The organism is Marinomonas flavescens (assembly GCF_004352835.1).
GTDB lineage: Bacteria > Pseudomonadota > Gammaproteobacteria > Pseudomonadales > Marinomonadaceae > Marinomonas > Marinomonas flavescens.
The window spans coordinates 18,947-36,536 of sequence record NZ_SJSB01000018.1 but is presented as its reverse complement, the minus strand read 5'-3'; the positions used below and the strand labels follow the sequence as shown (position 1 = coordinate 36,536).

Sequence of the window (17,590 nt, the reverse complement as noted above, 5' to 3'; positions counted from 1 at the left end):
TGTGACAACATTGCGGTGAGTAGGCAAGTCTTGATGTAACGGCCGCACCTACGTTCTAGCGTCGATTTACGAAACAAATGGTGCAATCATAATAATCTGCATCATTACTATTTGATATCCAAGTTAAACGATTTTTCCATACATCAACTAATCCATAATTTACTACATTAGTAAGATCGTCGTCCCTGAATAATGGCGTTTCAGATAATAAACGCCATGTTATTTTTGGGCTCTTCCATTAGAAATGTTATTTTCAGCCATACTCGCTCTAAAAAAGCCCCAAAATATAGGGCGCAATAAAGCCACTTTAGTAGCTTACGCAGGCTCTGACCGCAGGTACTTAAGATCACATTAATCTCATCGCCTCATGTTCCTTTAAACCACTACCCTAGCCTTTGATTAGTTTTTTCCTTGATGCTCGCCTAGACTAACAAGTGAGCTTGAAGCTTGGTATTTTCGATGAACTGATGACATACGCATCTCATTGTCATCACTCGCAGCTTTAGCTGTTCTGTAAAAGTCATCAGGAGTATGTAAAGTCCGTTTCATTTATCGCGCAAAGATACATTGAGCTTTAAATCTGTTTTTATCGTTCTACAATATCTCCATAAGTAGTCAAACAAATTTTAAATATCTACTATAAGTGAAACTCTACGCGAATTCAAATATCAATGGTTGGCCACCCACCCCAACTTATCCATGAGTGTCGCACTTATTGTATGAATTCCCGCTTTACTACTTAGTAAAGAGTTGTGCGTGCCTTTTTAAGAGTTATCCAGAGGCTTATATTTCATAAGGAAATCAAAAATAAAGGATTAGCTATGTTTATAAAATCAATAATTATTGAAAATTTCAAAGGTTTTTATGGAATCAATGACTTAACTTTCAACACCCCAGATGGAATTAACGAAGGTAGTGGTCTTAATCTTTTTGTTGGTGAGAATAATTCTGGTAAGTCTACCGTTTTTGAAGCTCTCGACTTCATAAAAGACGGTACAAAGAAAGATCCAGCATCACTCATTAATAAATCTGACTCTACAGTCGCTTTAAATAATTTTTCAATTGAGGTTAGTTATACTGGTAACATTGCAGACTCTTTCAATGCTCATGCACAACCAAACAAACGCACTTCATTTTTGAATGCTGTATATGAAAATGATGAGGGACAGTTTTTCAAAGTTAAGCGCTCGTGGGATGAAAACCTTCCAGACAATATTAAAAAAATAAATTTCTGGGATAATAATATAGAAAATTACTCTAATCCATCAGGTATAGATGCTCCATTTAAAAAACTATATGACAATAATTTTATATGGGCTGACACAAACCCTAGTAATGAATCTAAGTTCGGTGCTTCAACCATTTGCGGCTCCCTTCTAAAAGAAATAGCACTTGGGCACACAAATACACCTGAATACCAATCATTCCAAAGTAGCTATCACAGTCTTTTTAACAATCCAGAGTCAGAACTAAGAACTAAAATAGCTGAAATAGAAAACATGATCCAAGGTGTTTTCTCATCTCAGTTTGGGACAGCCAACATCTCATTTTCTTTTGAGGAATTACAAATAGAGAATTTCTTTAAAACAGCTAGTATTATCATTGATGATGGAGTCTCTGTTCCTATGAGTGAAAAGGGGCATGGGATGCAGAGAGCTGTGGCTCTATCTTTGCTACAAGTATATGCTGAAATAACATCAACTGTAGAAAATTCAGCAGTTTCTAAACCCTTTTATTTATTTATAGATGAGCCTGAGATATGCATGCATCCTACGGGGCAGAAAAAACTGTTAGACGCGTTAATGGTTATATCGAAGACCAAGCAGGTTTTCGTTACAACACACTCTCCATTCATGCTTTCGTCTCAAAAATTAAAAAACACAGGTCTTTTCATTTTTAAAAAGGAAAATAATAAAAATATTATTTCCAAAGCTAGCACATCCCCTATGTTTCCATGGAGTCCCTCTTGGGGAGAAATTAGCTATAGGGCATATAACTTGCCAACTGTTGACTTGCATAATGAACTTTATGGATTTTTACAAGAAAAAAATAGTTTAACCAACATTTCTCAAGTTGAGAGTTTTCTAAGATCTCGAAATTTTGAATTTAATAAAATGTGGACACAAGAAAGAAGTGGAGTTCCACAGCAGCCAAAACCATCAACCTTACAGTCGTTTATTCGGAATCATATACACCATCCTGAAAACGAAACTATGCAAACAAACAGATATACCGAAGAGGAGCTAAAGCAGTCTATTGATGAAATGATCAGTCTCATTTAAGGTCTTTTTTGAATTTGTATTGTTCTAAAAAGGTTGACTGTTGTTAGGTCTGCTTTCGTAGCAGGCCTTTCTTTTCTCGAATTTTATTCGGTGTCTGGACGACCAAAAAATGTTACGCCTGAATTCTAGCTCCGAAGCTTCTATTTTTTTTAACCCAGTAAAACACTACCAGTTCTATCTTTCCATAGAAAACACAGTTCAGAATCCCAAAAGAATTGAAGTAAACCGAAACGAACATCTCTATAATCGTTACTTTCTATTATCTTAAAAGATTGGCTAAAAGAACCATGTACGACGCTGTAAAAATCAAACTAAACAACCTCAAAAACAATAAATTTTTCGAACTACTAGTTGTTGCAGTCATCATTATTTCGGCTCTTGAAATAGGAGCAAAGACATTTGAGCTACCTGATACAGCAATATCGCTCACGAGCATCTTAGATGCCTTCATCACAATCTTCTTTCTTTTTGAGTTAACTGTTCGATTTGTGGCTGATGAAGATAAGAAGGCCTTCTTTAAAAAAGGGTGGAACATCTTCGATACATTGGTAGTGATTGTTAGCCTTATACCGATCGACAACTCTGAGATGGCACTCCTTGCTCGACTAGTACGAGTATTCCGTGTTCTTAGGATGGTCTCTGTTGTTCCAGAACTAAGAATTTTGATCAACTCATTAATAAAGGCGCTACCACAATTAGGGTATGTGGTTCTTCTGATGTTTATCATCTTTTACATCTATGCAGCGATTGGTAGCTTTCTTTTCAGTGAAATAAACGAATTCCTGTGGGGGGACATCGCTATATCAATGCTCACATTATTTAGAATAATGACGTTTGAGGATTGGACTGATATTCAATATGAGACAATGGAAGTCTACCCCATGAGTTGGATTTTCTACATGTCATTCATCTTCTTTACCGCATTTGCGTTCTTAAATATGGTAATCGGCATCGTCGTCAACGTGATGGAAGAAGAACACCAAGCAGCAAGAGCGGAAAAGGAGCCTTCACTTAGTGAATTACAGCAAGAGCTTAAGGAGATCAAAGCAATGTTGTTAGAGTCACAGAAAAAATGATTCGAAAAGACTTTTAAAAGAGCTATTGCGGAGCCGAAGTTAAGCCTTCGTCTAAAAGATCTTAAGGTAATCCATATATGCTGCTGATTTAGTACAAAAGCTGTTACCAAGAATGGTTATTAATCTCTGCGCATCCTGCTTCTACGACCTTGAAAATACAACTAGTTGGCCACTTTATAATAGCCTTCAATGTTGTCACACAATGGGCTATAAAATGAAATTTGATTACCTTGCTGCATTTCCTATACCTGAAGAACATCTTCCTCCAAAGCTTCGTGAGCTCCTAACTCCTGTTGAGCTCTCAGCAAATATAAGAGTAGAAGTTGCTGCAATGCAAGAGAATGATCAATACGGCCCAAATGCTGAACACCTTCACCTACAAATGGCAGTTGTGAGCGGAATAACAGATCAACCACTCAAGACTATGAGAGAAGCTGGTGATGGTGTTGTGGAGAGTTCAGTTCCAGCTGATGATGCTATCGGCTGTATAAGCAATTTTATACCATCTATATCAAGTCACGATTACATTGTTGCAGCATGGGGGGGAAGCTCTTTTTATTCGTATAGTCTATCTGAAAAAGTCTGGATGGCTCTTGGTTTATCACCTCGCTGCGTTGGTAATGAAGAACAACGTTTAGTCTACGATGACTTAGGTCTTCCTGAATTTGATGTAGCAAATGGCGAAATATCTACTAGCTACCATGGTTCACTAAAAAGAAATGTGTGCTGGCGAATGTCTAATGAATATTTAAGACGTTATTTGTGGTTAAGAGGAGCTCGTGGCGTTCGAGTTTTTTTCTATCAAGTGCAGTTACCAGATACCGTCCACATTCGTGAAGTCATGAATGGTAAACCTCATATCAATTTAAAACCCATCAATGGTGTAGAGTGGTATGAATTAGACATTCGTGAACATAAACAGGGGCTCCTTTTACAGCTTTGGGGATCGGTGGAAGCTGTTTATCCTGAATTATGTCCAGAGCAGAACTCAGAAACACTGCTATGGCCTGGCGAGCAAACACCAATGACTCATGCCAGAGCAAATTCCATAATCCACCATCACAACCCAGTCTATCTTGATGACAAGTTTTTAGAAAAATACGAACAAAGTGTTTTTTACGATACAACCCCTTATCATGCTTGGGGCCACTGGAACTGTGATCCCTCTTATGGAGGACAATGGAGTTTTACTGAATGTCAGAGGGTCGGTAGAAATTTAATAAAAGTTCCTATGAGGGAGCTTTATAAGCCTAAGCCTGATCGCGAAATTATTCATGCATACGAGTATGTTATCACCCCAGAGGCTTTGGAACATATCGATTTAGCTGAAGAGCATATAGTCAATAAAGTGCAACGATTATTAGAAGCATTACTAAATTTAGGCGATGGTCTATCTCAGCTTGGAGATACGATAGGTTTGGCTCAAACAACAGAAGAGTTAACAGGATTCAGTCGAAAAGAAATTGAGGATAACGGATGGCTCAAATATCCCTCGTTAAGTCGTCTGGCTCAAGTGGCCCCCATCGACATGACCCAACAAATGTTTTTAACACGCTGTAAAAGTATCCATGAATTAATGCAAAAAATACCAAATGGATATCTCAAATCACTGCTTATTAATTCTGGCTGCCCACGAGGAACAGTAAAAAGCTTGGGGAGTCTAAAACTCCTTCAAGCCCTGTTAAACAGACTAGAATACTTAAATGGTCAACTCGAATCAGTTCATGATTTTCCATCTCAAGTCGAACCCGAAGCTTGGGGTGATTCAAACGTTAATTTAGCCCCACTATTTTTAAACAATGACCTAAGAATAGCTGATGCTCATGACGCGATAGAAAAATGCATTTTAACACTGCAGAAGCTAGGCTTTGATACAGCCAACCTTAGTAGTGGATATGGGAAAGCACTTGATTTCGTAATGGATGGTGTCATCGACACTTTAGATTACATCGCCAATCACTTAAAAGTGTTACTGCTTAGAGCATGAGTGAAATATGTTACTCATGCTCTAAGCTAGAGCCTTGATATGAGTTAAGGCCTGCTCTGTTAAAGTATTTTGATTATTCATCTTAATCTACAAATCTTTGATATCCATGGCAATCTCCGGTGAGCCTTCACGCTGCTCTACAATCTTCTCCAGATCTAAGTCTTCCAACTTCTCCAGCTCAGTGATTAATACTTTCTTTGAATTGTCATCTAGGCGGGAAATCAAACACGCTAGTTCAGCACTCAGATCATCCTCACACAAAAAGTAGTTCAGCGGGACGTTGAGTTCTTGAGCAATTTTTCTCAAAGTCTCGATATCAGGAACATGCCGCCCCTTTTCATAGTGATTCATACGGCCGCTGGCAGAGCTTTCGTCCATACCGATTTTTATCCCAAGCTCTTTCTGGGATATGCCGATTTTATTGCGAGCTTGCTTAAGTCGCCGTGGTATTGGGTTATCTGACAAAATAGTTTCATCTTTAAAGTCTCATGTACTTAGATTGTCTAAGTTTTACTTATTTCTGTATACTTAGCAATCCTAAGTATTTAGTTTTTGAGACACAAATATGGCATCTAGATCATTTTCTTTGAATAAACAGTTCAAAGAACTTTTACTACGCGTGGAAGGAACCAGCATCAGACGTAAAGAACTCATTCAATTAGCATCAAGCACAACAGACCTAGATATAGTCCAATCCACCAGGTTTGTAGCAAGGAACGTTAGCAGACTGACATCAAGAGGCCTTCTAAGCGCCAGTGGGGAGCGAAATGCACGAACCTATTACCTCACTTCTGAATTGATCCTAATGCTAAACATCAGCTCTTGTGGCTCGTCTGACGAAGAAACTATAGATACAAGTCAAAGCTCAAATGAGGTGCATCTTCTAGATGAAGAAAAAAAAGCCAATGCTGAATTAAAACTACTGTTGGGAGAGATTGACGCTTATCAGGAATATTTAGGATTATTCCCACATAAGCGACCAGCTATTTTGAAATTGCTAGATGAGTCTAGAGAAAAAGCGACAAGGTTCTACGGTCGATTAAACGCCATCAAAAAGATTATTCAATCGGCTCAACTTGAGGGAATAGCTTAATGCTGAGAGCGTGGCAGGCACAGTGTCTTACTCAAGCAATAAAGTCTTATCAACACCAGCCGCAATTCCTAGTTTTAGCATCACCTGGTGCAGGTAAAACGCGCCTTGCAGCATATATCGCAAAAACTCTGCTGGACAACAATGATATTGATTACGTAGTTTGCTTTTCACCATCTAGAGTTGTTTCTCAAAGTATCGAAGAGACTTTCGAATCTGTATTGAAACGCAAATTTAACGGAAGACTTGGGTCTATCGGAACATCGCGTACTTATCACTCTCTTAGCAACGCTGCTGAGCTAATCAACGACCTTGCTGCCACTAGAGTCTTGGTTATATTTGATGAAATACATCACTGTGCAGGCGATGGCGAATCACCTACGAACTCTTGGGGATTACAGCTTTTATCAACAATACAACATTTGGCAACTTATACGTTGTCGCTTACCGGCACGCCTTGGCGTACTGATACACTTCCTATTTCATTCGCTAAATATTCAGATCCAGAAGGCAACATTATCTGTGACTTCTCGTATGATCTTGTTAATGCAATAAAAGACAAGGTCTGTCGGATGCCTCAAATTACCGCAATCGATATTGAAAAAGTAACAGTAAAAGGATTAGGTAAATCTGGAACCTATACCAGCTTACAGACATTGTTAAACGAAGGTGAAGTAAGCTATCAAACAGTCATAAGACATCCTGAAGTCATCAAGCACTTACTTTCATTAAGTGTTCATCGGCTGAATATTCTTAGAAAGAGCTCACCTAACGCTGGCGGCTTAATCGTCGCATCTTCATACGAACATGCTCTTCAGATTCAATCGATTCTATTGGACCACTTCAATAAAGAGTCTACTTTAGTATCCTGTAGGCATGATGATTCACCAGAGCTTATTAACCGTTTCCGTAAAGACAATAGTGAATGGATCATCAGTATCGCTATGATCAGCGAAGGGACGGACATACCAAGGTTGCAAGTTTGCTGTAGTCTTACCGATGTCACCACTGAACTTTACTTCCGCCAGATCCTTGGACGCATCATACGAATGACCAAAGATCAGTCAGATATCGCCAATATGTACATGTTGGCAGAGCCAAATTTAGTGGCATTTGCAGAACGGCTGAACAAAGCAATTCCAGGCACTTACAACTATCAAAAAACAGAAGAATTACTAAATAGTATAGAAGACACTCCAAGCTCAACAAGTAATGGCAACCAAGGCCCTTATACAGATGGTACGATACAACCAGAGACTGACCTTGATGAGTTCATTAGTGATAATCATGATTTATTGAAACTGACGGGGTTGAATGAACTGACGATGCACTCATTCAAATCGAAAATTATTTCGTATTATTTATAGGTTTATTCTCAGGTCAAAGTCTTGGTTCTTACCCAATAAAAAAATTGTTCAGCGTGCGCTCTTACCCCCCCTTATTTTACAAACTCTTCTCACTGTAATATCACCTTACAGCAGTAATGGAGCTGCTCAAAATCAAAGGAGATTACTATGTCAAATAATGAAGAATACGAGCAAACTCAGGACGATCTTGATAATCACGCAAACCAGCTGAATGACAATAATGATGCATATTGGCAATCACGAGGTGAAGAAGAAAGACCTGATGATTGGGAGGATCGCTAATGACTGCGCAAAATCCTAACTGGCCTACTAAAAACGGTAGTGGAAACCCTTCAGGTAAAGGGCGCGGGAATAACACTCCTCCTAAAAAATAGCCTAATTAACGGCCGCTAGTTTTACAACTTAGACGGCCGTCTCTTTTTCTTTCAAATAATAGGTCAAGTAGTTATCTGCGGAATAGATTTCCTTAAGCATCCTCTTCTCATCACCTTGGTACTTAGCGAGCTGACGATCTAGGGCTTGGCAAATCAAGCAATAAATAAATAGAAGAAGTTGGTCTTCAAAGGCAAAGTTTGAGCAAAATTTATCTAGTGTTGCAAAGCTAGGTTTAGTTTTTCCTTTACGCCATTCTTTTAGGCGTTCAATTTGAACTTCTAACAAAGTCCGGCCTGTTTCCGTACTCTCTTGCTGAATCGGTAAGCGCTGGGCTAATTCTCGATATGAAATGCCGGTATCTTCTTTGATAAATGATATGAGTTTACCAAAGTAGCATTTACCATCTGCTGCTAGAATTTTACCGAAGAAACTATCGTGCTGTTTCGTACCTTCTTGATTAAGATGCTTCCAGTTGATAGCAACTAGGTCTAGAGCTGCAAATAAAGATAAATTGAAGTCCTGCGTGAAAAGCCCCATAGCTTCCATTTCGTCTTGAGCTATTTCAAAGTTCTCCGCTAAAGTAGACTTAGCAAAAGTCCTAATAACTAAATTCTGTTGCTCTGCGCTCAAGGCTGTTTTGTCGATGACCGGTCGATAAAACTCAACTATTTTACTAAGAAGCTTACTTTCTTCCATTCCTCGATGATAAGAAATCCATTCTCGTTGAGGTTCGTATTCAAGACATCGTCTATCAAGAAAAGCGATCAGAGGTTGCAAAAAGCTTGCATCTTCACCGGCTAACTCAATTCCAGCTACGAGGCTTTTAATTGCTGCACGCCATAAGGTCTTAAGATCGTTTGTGCTAGTCCCTGTTGGAATCAAGTTATCAAGGTCAAGGTTAAGTCGATCTAAAATAGTTTGCATAGGTGCGAGTACTTCTTCTGCTTTTCGTTCAGATAAGCCTTTCCCCGACAAGTTATCCAGACTCCGATCACTAACTGTGACCGCTTCACCAAATGTGGCTGCAATAACTTTTATCTGGCTTCGAATAGAGGTAGGAAAGCCAAACAGTTCCGCAACCTCATCAGGAGTCTTTATAAAAGGGTTTCTTTTGAAGATTGGTTTGATAACTACTTTTTCACTACTCATTAGTTTGATCGCAAAATGACCTTCAAAAAAGGCTATAGTTCATTAGTAAATGCCAGAAAAAATATAACTCCCTAACTTAAAGTTTGCCGCCCACACCTTTGAATTTTTCAACAAAAGCGGCAATTTTCTGAAAAACCGTTTGCTTCTGGGTTCGGTACTGTGGGTTCAATGGGCTAAGTTTGGGCAGCGCCTCATTAAGTGCAGTGCCATTTTCAGAGGCGTACTCACGTTTGAGTGATGATGCAATATAGCGTTTGGCAGCATCCTTATTTAGCTTTTCAGAGGCAATAATGGCATCGGCTTCGCGCTTCTGCTCCGCCTGGGCGAATTTGAAGAAAGCGTCAATAATACTGGCTTTGTCATTGATCTCATCTAGGTTTGTCTGGTTAATAAAATCAACCACCAAGCTCTCTTTCGCTCTATTGCCAAGGCTACCGCGGATCATACGACGAACTTCTTCAATCAAGCCTTCTTTGCTCTTGTTCTTCTTATTGTGATCAAAAATCAGTTCAAGAATGTAATCGAGGTTTATTTCCTGAGATTTAAGCAAATCAATTTCAAAGACCACATCGTCCCAGTCTACCGTTGACTTATCTTTGTCTTGGCCTTCTTTATCGCGTCGCAACCAGTCGCGGGTATCGTTGTAAGTAGAACGATAATCTTGAATAGCACGCTCGCTTGGCATATCGATGCTTTGCATTGCCTCCATGTCATCATCGTTTAAATAGTATTTAGCTTTAAATGCTTCAACCGCGCTTTCATCACTGGTATCTAAGCTTTGCAGTGCTTTTAATCCAGCAAACTCATCGTAGTTTTGTAGAATATTTTCTGCTTTTAAGTATTCACCAAACAGCTTGGCAAACTCTTTTTTATCTTGTTCTTTTTCAATGTTTTCTGGGGTCGGAAAGCGTTCTTGCAGCTCATTTACGATATCAACAAAACCACGACGCGCTTGGCCAGTAGCAATATCGTTAAAGCCTTCCATGTATTCTTTGTAACTCTTCTCCAACACCACATTCTTGGTGTTTTTGTCACCAAACAAGGTGATGGCATCAATAGTTGCCTGTTCCAAATCACGGAAGGTAACAATATTGCCAAAGGTCTTAGTCGCATCATAAATGCGATTAGTGCGAGAAAACGCCTGCATCAAACCGTGATAACGCAAATTCTTATCAACAAACAAGGTATTGAGCGTCGGCGCATCAAAACCCGTTAAAAACATACCGACCACGATAAGCAGATCAATTTCTTGATTCTTTACTCGCTGGGCAAGGTCACGGTAGTAGTTCTGAAAGCCATTACTGTCCACGCCATAGTTAGATTTAAACAAGGCGTTGTAATCGTTAATCGCAGCGCTCAAAAACTCTTTCGCACTGCTGTTCATGGCACTAACTTCAAAGCTCTCATCTAAAATATCACCAATAGCTTCCTGCTCTTCATTGGCAGCAAATGAGAAGATAGTTGCAATGCGCAGAGGTTTACTTGTGGGACCATTTTCGGTCTCGGTCTGCAATGTTTTAAAGGTTTCATAATACGCTTTCGCCGCGTCAACACTACTTACCGCAAACATGGCGTTAAACCCTTTCGCGCCAGAAAAAGCGCGATGGGTTTTCTGGTTAAAATGATTCAAAATGTATTGCGAAATTTCACTAATACGCATTGGATGTAAGAACGCTTGTTTGTTTTCAGCCGCACTGAGCTTTTTATCATCTTGCTCTGTCTCAATGCTCTTAAATTGCGGGCGAACATCGTTATAGTCCACTTTGAACTTGAGTACTTTTTCATCACGAATAGCATCAGTGATCACATAAGTGTGCAACTGCTGACCAAATACGTCGCCTGTGGTTTCAGCACCCAAGGCGTTTTCTGGGAAAATTGGCGTACCCGTAAAGCCAAACTGGTAGTACTTTTTGAATTTCTTCTTCAGGTTTTTCTGCGCTTCACCGAACTGACTTCGATGACACTCATCAAAAATAAAGACAACTTGCTTGTTGTAGATAGATAAATCGCTTTCACCTTTGATCAAGTTGTTGAGCTTTTGAATTGTGGTAACAACGATCTTGTTATCGTCTTTATCTAGGTTACTTTTAAGCCCTGCGGTACTGTCTGAACCGTTAACACTATCAGGTGAAAACCGCTGATACTCTTTCATGGTTTGAAAATCGAGGTCTTTTCTGTCTACCACAAAAAAGACTTTATCAATACAGTCTAAATCGGTGGCCAAACGTGCCGCTTTAAAGCTGGTGAGTGTTTTGCCAGAACCGGTAGTGTGCCAAATGTACCCGCCGCTCTCGGTGTTGCTCCAATTCTTAGCGTTAAACGCGCTCTTAATCTTCCATAAAATACGCTCTGTAGCGGCAATCTGGTAGGGGCGCATTACCAGTAAGGTATTACTGACGTCAAACACCGAGTAACGCAAGATCACTTCAAGCAACGTCTCTTTCTGGAAAAAAGTGGCGGTAAAGTCTTTTAAATCCTTGATCAGCGTATTGTCTGACTTCGCCCAGTGCATCGTAAAATCGAAGCTGTTTTTGTCTCGCTTAGTGGTATTGGCAAAATAGCGTGTGTCGGTGCCATTAGAGATCACAAACAGCTGCAAGAACTTGTACAACGAGTTCTCTGCATTAAAGCTTTCTTTGCTATAGCGATGTATTTGGTTAAACGCCTCACGGATTGCCACACCACGCTTTTTAAGTTCGATTTGCACCAAAGGCAAACCATTGACCAAAATCGTCACATCGTAACGATTAGCATGGTTTCCCGTTTGCTCAAACTGCTTAATGACCTGCACTTTGTTGCGAGCAATGGTTTTCTTGTCGAACAGGTAGATGTTTTCGATATGACCATCATCAAAGACAAAATCGAAGATATAGTCACTGTGCACCTTGCGAGTTTTATCTAGAATATTATCGCTTGGGGTGTTTAAGTATTGCTCGCAAAAGCGAGTCCACTCGGCATCGGTAAACTCGACCTTATTAAGGGCTTGTAGCTGTTTGCGCACATTCACCAGCATGGCATCTGGCGTGGTTAGCGCGGGTAAATACTCATAGCCCTGATTGCTTAGGTCCTGAATCAGCTCACGCTCTAAATCACCTTCGCTCTGAAAGTTTTCTGCTACTTTCCAGTCTTTAGTGTATTTATCTAAAACAATAAAATTATTTGATTCTGCCACCGTTTTATACGTCGTCATTCGTTTACATCCTTTTTCTTACTTCCATGCCCAAGTAGCTTTTTAACTTCGCGGTCAAAATCTGACTCTATTTTTTGTTGTTTATTAAATTGCTCATAAGCTTCATGGGCTTTTTGCTCAGCCGCCTTGCGGGTTACATTGCCATAGCCTTCTAACACTTGGTACTCATTAAAGGCTAAAAACTTATTAACACTTTCAGCAAAAGCTTCCATGGTAAAAGTATTACGGCGTTCAATAATACCTTCTATGTAATCAAAAAATGCTGACACAGCGCGTTCAAGCTTTTTAATTTCATCTTCTGCCAGATAGTTTTTCGCGATGGTCGTATCTGATTTAAGTATCCGCCCCACAGGTGCATTTTTATAAGTTGTCATACCCATTAATGGCTGACTGGCATCGACTTTAAGTGCAATAATTTCAGCCGCAGTGTGGCCGGTAATAGCAAAGTGAAACTTGTCTTGCACGTGGGCGTAAAATAAACGCGTAGTTTCTGATTTTGCATCGTAATCAATACTGCATTCAGCAAAAATATCGGTGATTTGCTGATAAATACGTCGCTCACTGGTGCGAATAGAGCGAACGCGCTCTAGCAACTCTTTAAAATAATCTTTACCAAAGAAACGGCCATTTTTAAGGCGTTCATCATCCATGGCAAAACCTTTGATGATGTAGTCTTTAATCAGTTGAGTCGCCCAAATTCTAAACTGGGTTGCTTGAGTTGAGTTAACCCGATAGCCAACGGAAATAACGGCATCTAGGTTGTAGTATTTCACCGCTTTGGTTTGGGTTTTGTCAGCTATCGCGCCATGTGCAGTGGTATGTTCCAAAATGGAACATACCAGTTGCTCTTGTAATTCACCGCTTTCAAAAATATTTTTTAAATGTTTGGTAATCGCCGGTCGCTGCACGCCAAACAGCTCTGCAATACGTTCTTGCGTCAGCCAAATGGTTTCACCACTAAGTAGCACTTCCACTTTAACTTCGCCACTAGGTGCTGTGTAGAGTAAAAATTCAGAGGTTTGATCTTGTATTGTCAAATTCTTATTGGTCACCTTCCGCCTCCTGTTTCCAATAACTATAATTATTAATGAGGTGCGTTAGTAGGAAATTAACTATTTGCTTTTCTTCCGGTTTTATTATGGCTGGCCGCAAGTTTGCTAAGGAGTCATGACTTGAAAATTGAATAATACGATTAAGATAGGCTTCCCTATTTTCATCGCTATTACCTGGCAATAGCTTTGACCATTTTGGGTAACCTAGAAAACTAGCCGTTTTTTCGTAAAGGTTGCGGATGAATATAAAATGCTGCCTTTCAATAGTCCCACTCTTAATTGCCTGTTCTAGCTGCCTTTTAAGATCAAGATGATAAAAAAAGCTAGTATTTGAATCACCATTTTTTTTAACTAATGAAACACTTTGATCTTCTGATGCTTCTAATAAAAAGCATTCCTTTGAATTCAGCTCATTATGAAGAAAGTTATAAAACGTTGTGTCGTGTGTTGAAATAATAAACTTAATCGGTGAAGTACTCCTTTTGATCAAAGAAGCTAAGTCAACAGCAAGTTGCATTAAATGGTTTTCATCCAATGAGCTAACTGGATCATCAATGTAGATATATTTCATGTTATTGAATTGCTGAGTTTCTCTTTCTTCCACTCGAGTTACATTTAGAACCTCAATAACTTGCTCAATCAGACTATAAAACACACTCCAGATAAAATTACTTTCTTCACCTTTAGATATTTTTATATTGGGTTCTGATTCGTTATTACCTCGCTCGAAAGAAAACTGAACTTCAGAGAATGCAGGAACCGTTACTTCATCATTGTTCGAATTAACAAAGGTATACTCATCATTAAATAGAGGCGTAAGTTTAGGGTTAGAGTAGCGTTGAAAGTGGCTAACAACATTTCGATCTTGCCCTTGTTCTTTGAATACCCAATCAGTAAAAGCATTTGGATGAATCTTTAAAATACGACGCTCATCTTGTGCTAAGTCATTATCCCAATAAAAAAGGTCCTCAGTGAAAGCGTTATAATAAAGGATATTTTTATGAGCTAACTCAGAAGTTATTTCGTCAGTTTCGTCCCGTTCTATTTCAGATTCTAACAGCTCCTTAAAAGCCCTAGATAAACGAGTTTTTCCAGTTCCATTAAAAGCGTAAATCAGCTGTGCTTTTTTAGTATTCGTACGAAGTGTTCTCGCTGCTTCTTTTAATGATTCACTCATTAAGCTGCCTCATCTGAATGAGATTTCGGGAAGTTCAACAATAGGTCACGATAATGCTCGTATTGCTTTTGACGTAACTCGATTTCGCGGGGGAGACCTTCGGTGATGGAGTTAGTTAACAGCTCAAATTTATCGAGCAAAGCCACAATGCGCTCTTGCTTCGTAATTGGAGGGAACGGAAGCTTTAAGTTCTGAAATGTACCCAAGTTTATATTGCTTTGTGCGCTCCCTTGACCTTTTCCTTCTAGCTGCGTTTTGATTGAGGATAGTAAATATTCAACGTAACTTGAGCTTGTTTCCTCTGGATTTGCAAAGAAACCAATAACACTATCAGGAAAACATGCACCAAAGCCCAAAATAGATGTTTCTGCAATATTCGCGGCGATAGTGATGCATAGTGTGCCTTTAGGCCACAATTTACTCTGCTTTAAACCGAGTTCACTATAAGTCTGCCTGTACTCTTGAATAGTATGAGCCGCATTTCTGATATCACCCGTTTGAATAAAGGGTATATCACCTCCATACAAACTAGGATCATTTCTAGGTCGATGTTTAGATTTTCCTCGACCAAAATCTAAAGCTACTTCACCCAAAGTCTTCCACTCAACTTCACCTTCTTCAAAACTTAACAACTGATCGCGATAGTAATTGTATTGTTTCTTGCGCATGTTAAGCTCGGCGGTCAGCTCGGCGGTCATGGCGGTAAATGCGTCCAGAATGCGCACTATTTCAGCTTGTATTGCCAGCGATTTTTCTGGGTTATTTGGGCATGGGATGGGGAGCGGTATATCAACCAGCTTTCCTTTGGTCAGCTTGGCACGACCACCACCAGATAAAAACGGAACAAAGTTAACAATACAAAGATAGTGATATAGGTAGCGTGTATTGAGACCTTCTTTACCTCTCACAACATGAACATGGTTGTTTGCCCAGAACCGACCAGTTGCGTATTGAATAGAGTAGTTCTCAAGACTTGCTGAACCATCTTCAGCAATAAGCACGAACTCACCATCATGAGTGTAGCCGTCAACATAATCTTGAATGTTGTTTGCGCCGTAATACGGCGTTTCTCCTGCTACACGCAGCGCTGCTTTTACAGGCTTTCGGCCACTATTGGCTATTTCAACCGCGTGTTCATTCCCTAGCGTCATCCATTCAACCTCAACCCCATCCAGCAGTTTCTCTAAATAGTTCAACTGACTCATGCCTCAAGCTCCTCACCTTCAATTTCCGCCCCTTCTATTTCTAAAATAATGGCGTCAATATCACTGCGAAGCGCATCAATTTTAGCGACGGTAGTTTTAAGTTCGGCATTAAGCTCTGTAATGTCCACTAACTCGCGGTTGTCTTTCGCTTCTACATAACTGCTTACCGAAAGGTTGTAGCTATTGCCTGCGATAACATCCAAATCAACCGATTTAGCAAAATGTTCCACATTCTCTTTGCTGGCAAACACTTTCATTATGTCTTCAATGTGCTGATTGGTGATTACGTTGGTATTGGTTTCCTTTTTAAAGTAAGCCTCGCCGCTGGCATCAATAAACTGGGTGGTAGTGTCGGTTTTGTGTTTAGACAGCACTAAGATATTCACGGCAATGGTGGTGCCAAAGAACAGGTTAGGTGCCAATGAAATCACGGTTTCCACATAGTTGTTATCAATAAGGTACTGGCGAATTTTTTGTTCTGCGCCACCACGGTAAAAAATACCAGGGAAGCAAACAATCGCTGCACGGCCTTTGCTTGATAGGTAACTGAGGGCATGGAGTACAAAAGCAAAGTCGGCTTTTGATTTAGGCGCTAATATGCCAGCGGGCGCAAAGCGGTCGTCGTTGATTAGGGTTGGGTCGTCGCTACCAATCCATTTCACTGAATAAGGCGGGTTAGAGACAATCGCATCAAACGGTTTGTCGTCTAAAAAGTGCGGTTCGGTTAAAGTGTCACCCAACTGAATATTAAACTTGTCGTAGTTAATGTTGTGCAAAAACATATTCATACGCGCCAAGTTGTAGGTGGTGTGGTTTAGCTCTTGACCAAAAAAGCCATCTTCAATGATATGCGCATCGAAGTGCTTCTTAGCTTGTAACAGCAACGAGCCCGAACCCGCCGCAGGGTCATAGATTTTATTCACACTGGTTTGGCCGTGCATGGCCAGCTGCGCGATCAATTTCGAAACGTGCTGAGGGGTGAAAAATTCGCCACCGGATTTACCGGCATTTGCCGCGTAGTTGGAGATAAGGAACTCGTAAGCATCACCGAATAAATCAATTTGGTTGTCTTCGAAGTTACCAAAAGTTAAACCTGCCACACCTTTTAACACAGCTGCCAAGCGTTTGTTTTTTGCCTCTACCGTATTACCCAAGCGGTTACTGGTGGTATCAAAATCCGCAAACAAGCCTTTGATGTCTTTTTCTGAATCATAGCCATTGGCTGAGTTTTCGATTGCCGCAAAAATAGCCGCTAAGTCCGTATTTAAGTTGTCGTTCTTGTGTGCATTGGCCACCACATTGCTGAACAACTGGCTAGGGTACAGAAAATAGCCTTTGGTTTTAATGGCATCTTCTTTGGCAAACTTAATGTTTTCGTCATCGTCAGACATGGCTGCATAATTAACGCTGTCATCACCGCCTGTGATGTAAAGCTCAAAGTTCTCACTGATAAAACGGTAGAACAGCGTACCCAGTACATATTGTTTAAAATCCCAACCATCCACTGAGCCTCGTACATCGTTGGCAATCGCCCATATTTGGCGTTGAAGCTCAGCTCGTTGTTGCATGCTTGTCATGTTTACATTCCTAGTTAAAATCGCTTTAAAGTGACGTGCTCTTTCAAATTTAAGAGCATTTTA

13 protein-coding genes and 1 pseudogene are annotated in these 17,590 nt (G+C 40.0%); 6 read left to right on the top strand and 8 right to left on the bottom strand.

Annotation, left to right across the window (positions count from 1 at the left end):
* Positions 1-200: 200 nt before the first annotated feature.
* Positions 201-365 (bottom strand): annotated as a pseudogene (locus E0D70_RS17660) (IS5/IS1182 family transposase); the annotation flags it as partial.
* A gap of 456 nt (positions 366-821) precedes the next feature.
* Here E0D70_RS17660 and E0D70_RS15120 point away from each other — a divergent pair.
* The 3 genes from E0D70_RS15120 to E0D70_RS15110 all read left to right on the top strand — a co-directional run bounded on the left by E0D70_RS15120 (position 822) and on the right by E0D70_RS15110 (position 5,345).
* On the top strand, positions 822-2,282 hold the full coding sequence (locus E0D70_RS15120) for an ATP-dependent nuclease (RefSeq protein WP_133013119.1): 1,461 nt from the start codon (positions 822-824) through the stop codon (positions 2,280-2,282).
* Positions 2,283-2,569: 287 nt separating this feature from the next.
* Positions 2,570-3,358, top strand: coding sequence for an ion transporter (locus E0D70_RS15115; RefSeq protein WP_133013118.1), 789 nt, complete (start codon positions 2,570-2,572; stop codon positions 3,356-3,358).
* 214 nt (positions 3,359-3,572) lie between these two features.
* Complete coding sequence (locus E0D70_RS15110; protein ID WP_133013117.1) at positions 3,573-5,345, top strand: hypothetical protein; 1,773 nt, start codon at positions 3,573-3,575, stop codon at positions 5,343-5,345.
* Between the two features lie 87 nt (positions 5,346-5,432).
* Here E0D70_RS15110 and E0D70_RS15105 read toward each other — a convergent pair whose 3' ends face one another.
* Positions 5,433-5,810, bottom strand: coding sequence for a helix-turn-helix domain-containing protein (locus E0D70_RS15105; RefSeq protein ID WP_240537156.1), 378 nt, complete (start codon positions 5,808-5,810; stop codon positions 5,433-5,435).
* Between the two features lie 100 nt (positions 5,811-5,910).
* On the opposite strand from E0D70_RS15105, the gene E0D70_RS15100 reads away from it, so the two are divergent.
* The 3 genes from E0D70_RS15100 to E0D70_RS17730 all read left to right on the top strand — a co-directional run bounded on the left by E0D70_RS15100 (position 5,911) and on the right by E0D70_RS17730 (position 8,084).
* Positions 5,911-6,438 (top strand): hypothetical protein, encoded by a 528-nt coding sequence (locus E0D70_RS15100; protein ID WP_133013115.1) that lies wholly within the window; start codon positions 5,911-5,913, stop codon positions 6,436-6,438.
* A complete protein-coding gene (locus tag E0D70_RS15095) occupies positions 6,438-7,802 on the top strand; it encodes a DEAD/DEAH box helicase (protein ID WP_133013114.1) in 1,365 nt (454 codons plus the stop codon). The genes E0D70_RS15100 and E0D70_RS15095 overlap by 1 nt, the downstream gene beginning before the upstream one ends.
* A gap of 147 nt (positions 7,803-7,949) precedes the next feature.
* Positions 7,950-8,084, top strand: coding sequence for a hypothetical protein (locus E0D70_RS17730; RefSeq protein ID WP_276312860.1), 135 nt, complete (start codon positions 7,950-7,952; stop codon positions 8,082-8,084).
* Positions 8,085-8,204: 120 nt separating this feature from the next.
* On the opposite strand, the gene E0D70_RS15090 is transcribed toward E0D70_RS17730, so the two are convergent.
* The 6 genes from E0D70_RS15090 to E0D70_RS15065 all read right to left on the bottom strand — a co-directional run bounded on the left by E0D70_RS15090 (position 8,205) and on the right by E0D70_RS15065 (position 17,527).
* A complete protein-coding gene (locus tag E0D70_RS15090) occupies positions 8,205-9,326 on the bottom strand; it encodes a hypothetical protein (RefSeq protein WP_133013113.1) in 1,122 nt (373 codons plus the stop codon).
* A 76-nt stretch (positions 9,327-9,402) separates the two neighbouring features.
* Positions 9,403-12,516, bottom strand: a complete 3,114-nt coding sequence (locus E0D70_RS15085) for an HsdR family type I site-specific deoxyribonuclease (protein WP_133013112.1) — start codon at positions 12,514-12,516, stop codon at positions 9,403-9,405.
* Positions 12,513-13,568 (bottom strand): virulence RhuM family protein, encoded by a 1,056-nt coding sequence (locus E0D70_RS15080; protein ID WP_133013111.1) that lies wholly within the window; start codon positions 13,566-13,568, stop codon positions 12,513-12,515. The genes E0D70_RS15085 and E0D70_RS15080 overlap by 4 nt, the downstream gene beginning before the upstream one ends.
* The gene (locus tag E0D70_RS15075) at positions 13,558-14,745 is read right to left on the bottom strand and encodes an AAA family ATPase (protein WP_133013110.1); all 1,188 of its coding nucleotides are present in this window, start codon (positions 14,743-14,745) and stop codon (positions 13,558-13,560) included. Before E0D70_RS15075 ends, E0D70_RS15080 begins: the two co-directional genes overlap by 11 nt.
* Positions 14,745-15,950 (bottom strand): restriction endonuclease subunit S, encoded by a 1,206-nt coding sequence (locus E0D70_RS15070; protein WP_133013109.1) that lies wholly within the window; start codon positions 15,948-15,950, stop codon positions 14,745-14,747. The genes E0D70_RS15075 and E0D70_RS15070 overlap by 1 nt, the downstream gene beginning before the upstream one ends.
* Positions 15,947-17,527 carry a type I restriction-modification system subunit M gene (locus E0D70_RS15065; RefSeq protein WP_133013108.1) on the bottom strand — a complete coding sequence of 527 codons (1,581 nt, stop codon included), beginning with the start codon at positions 17,525-17,527 and terminating at the stop codon, positions 15,947-15,949. Before E0D70_RS15065 ends, E0D70_RS15070 begins: the two co-directional genes overlap by 4 nt.
* Between the last annotated feature and the right edge of the window lie 63 nt (positions 17,528-17,590).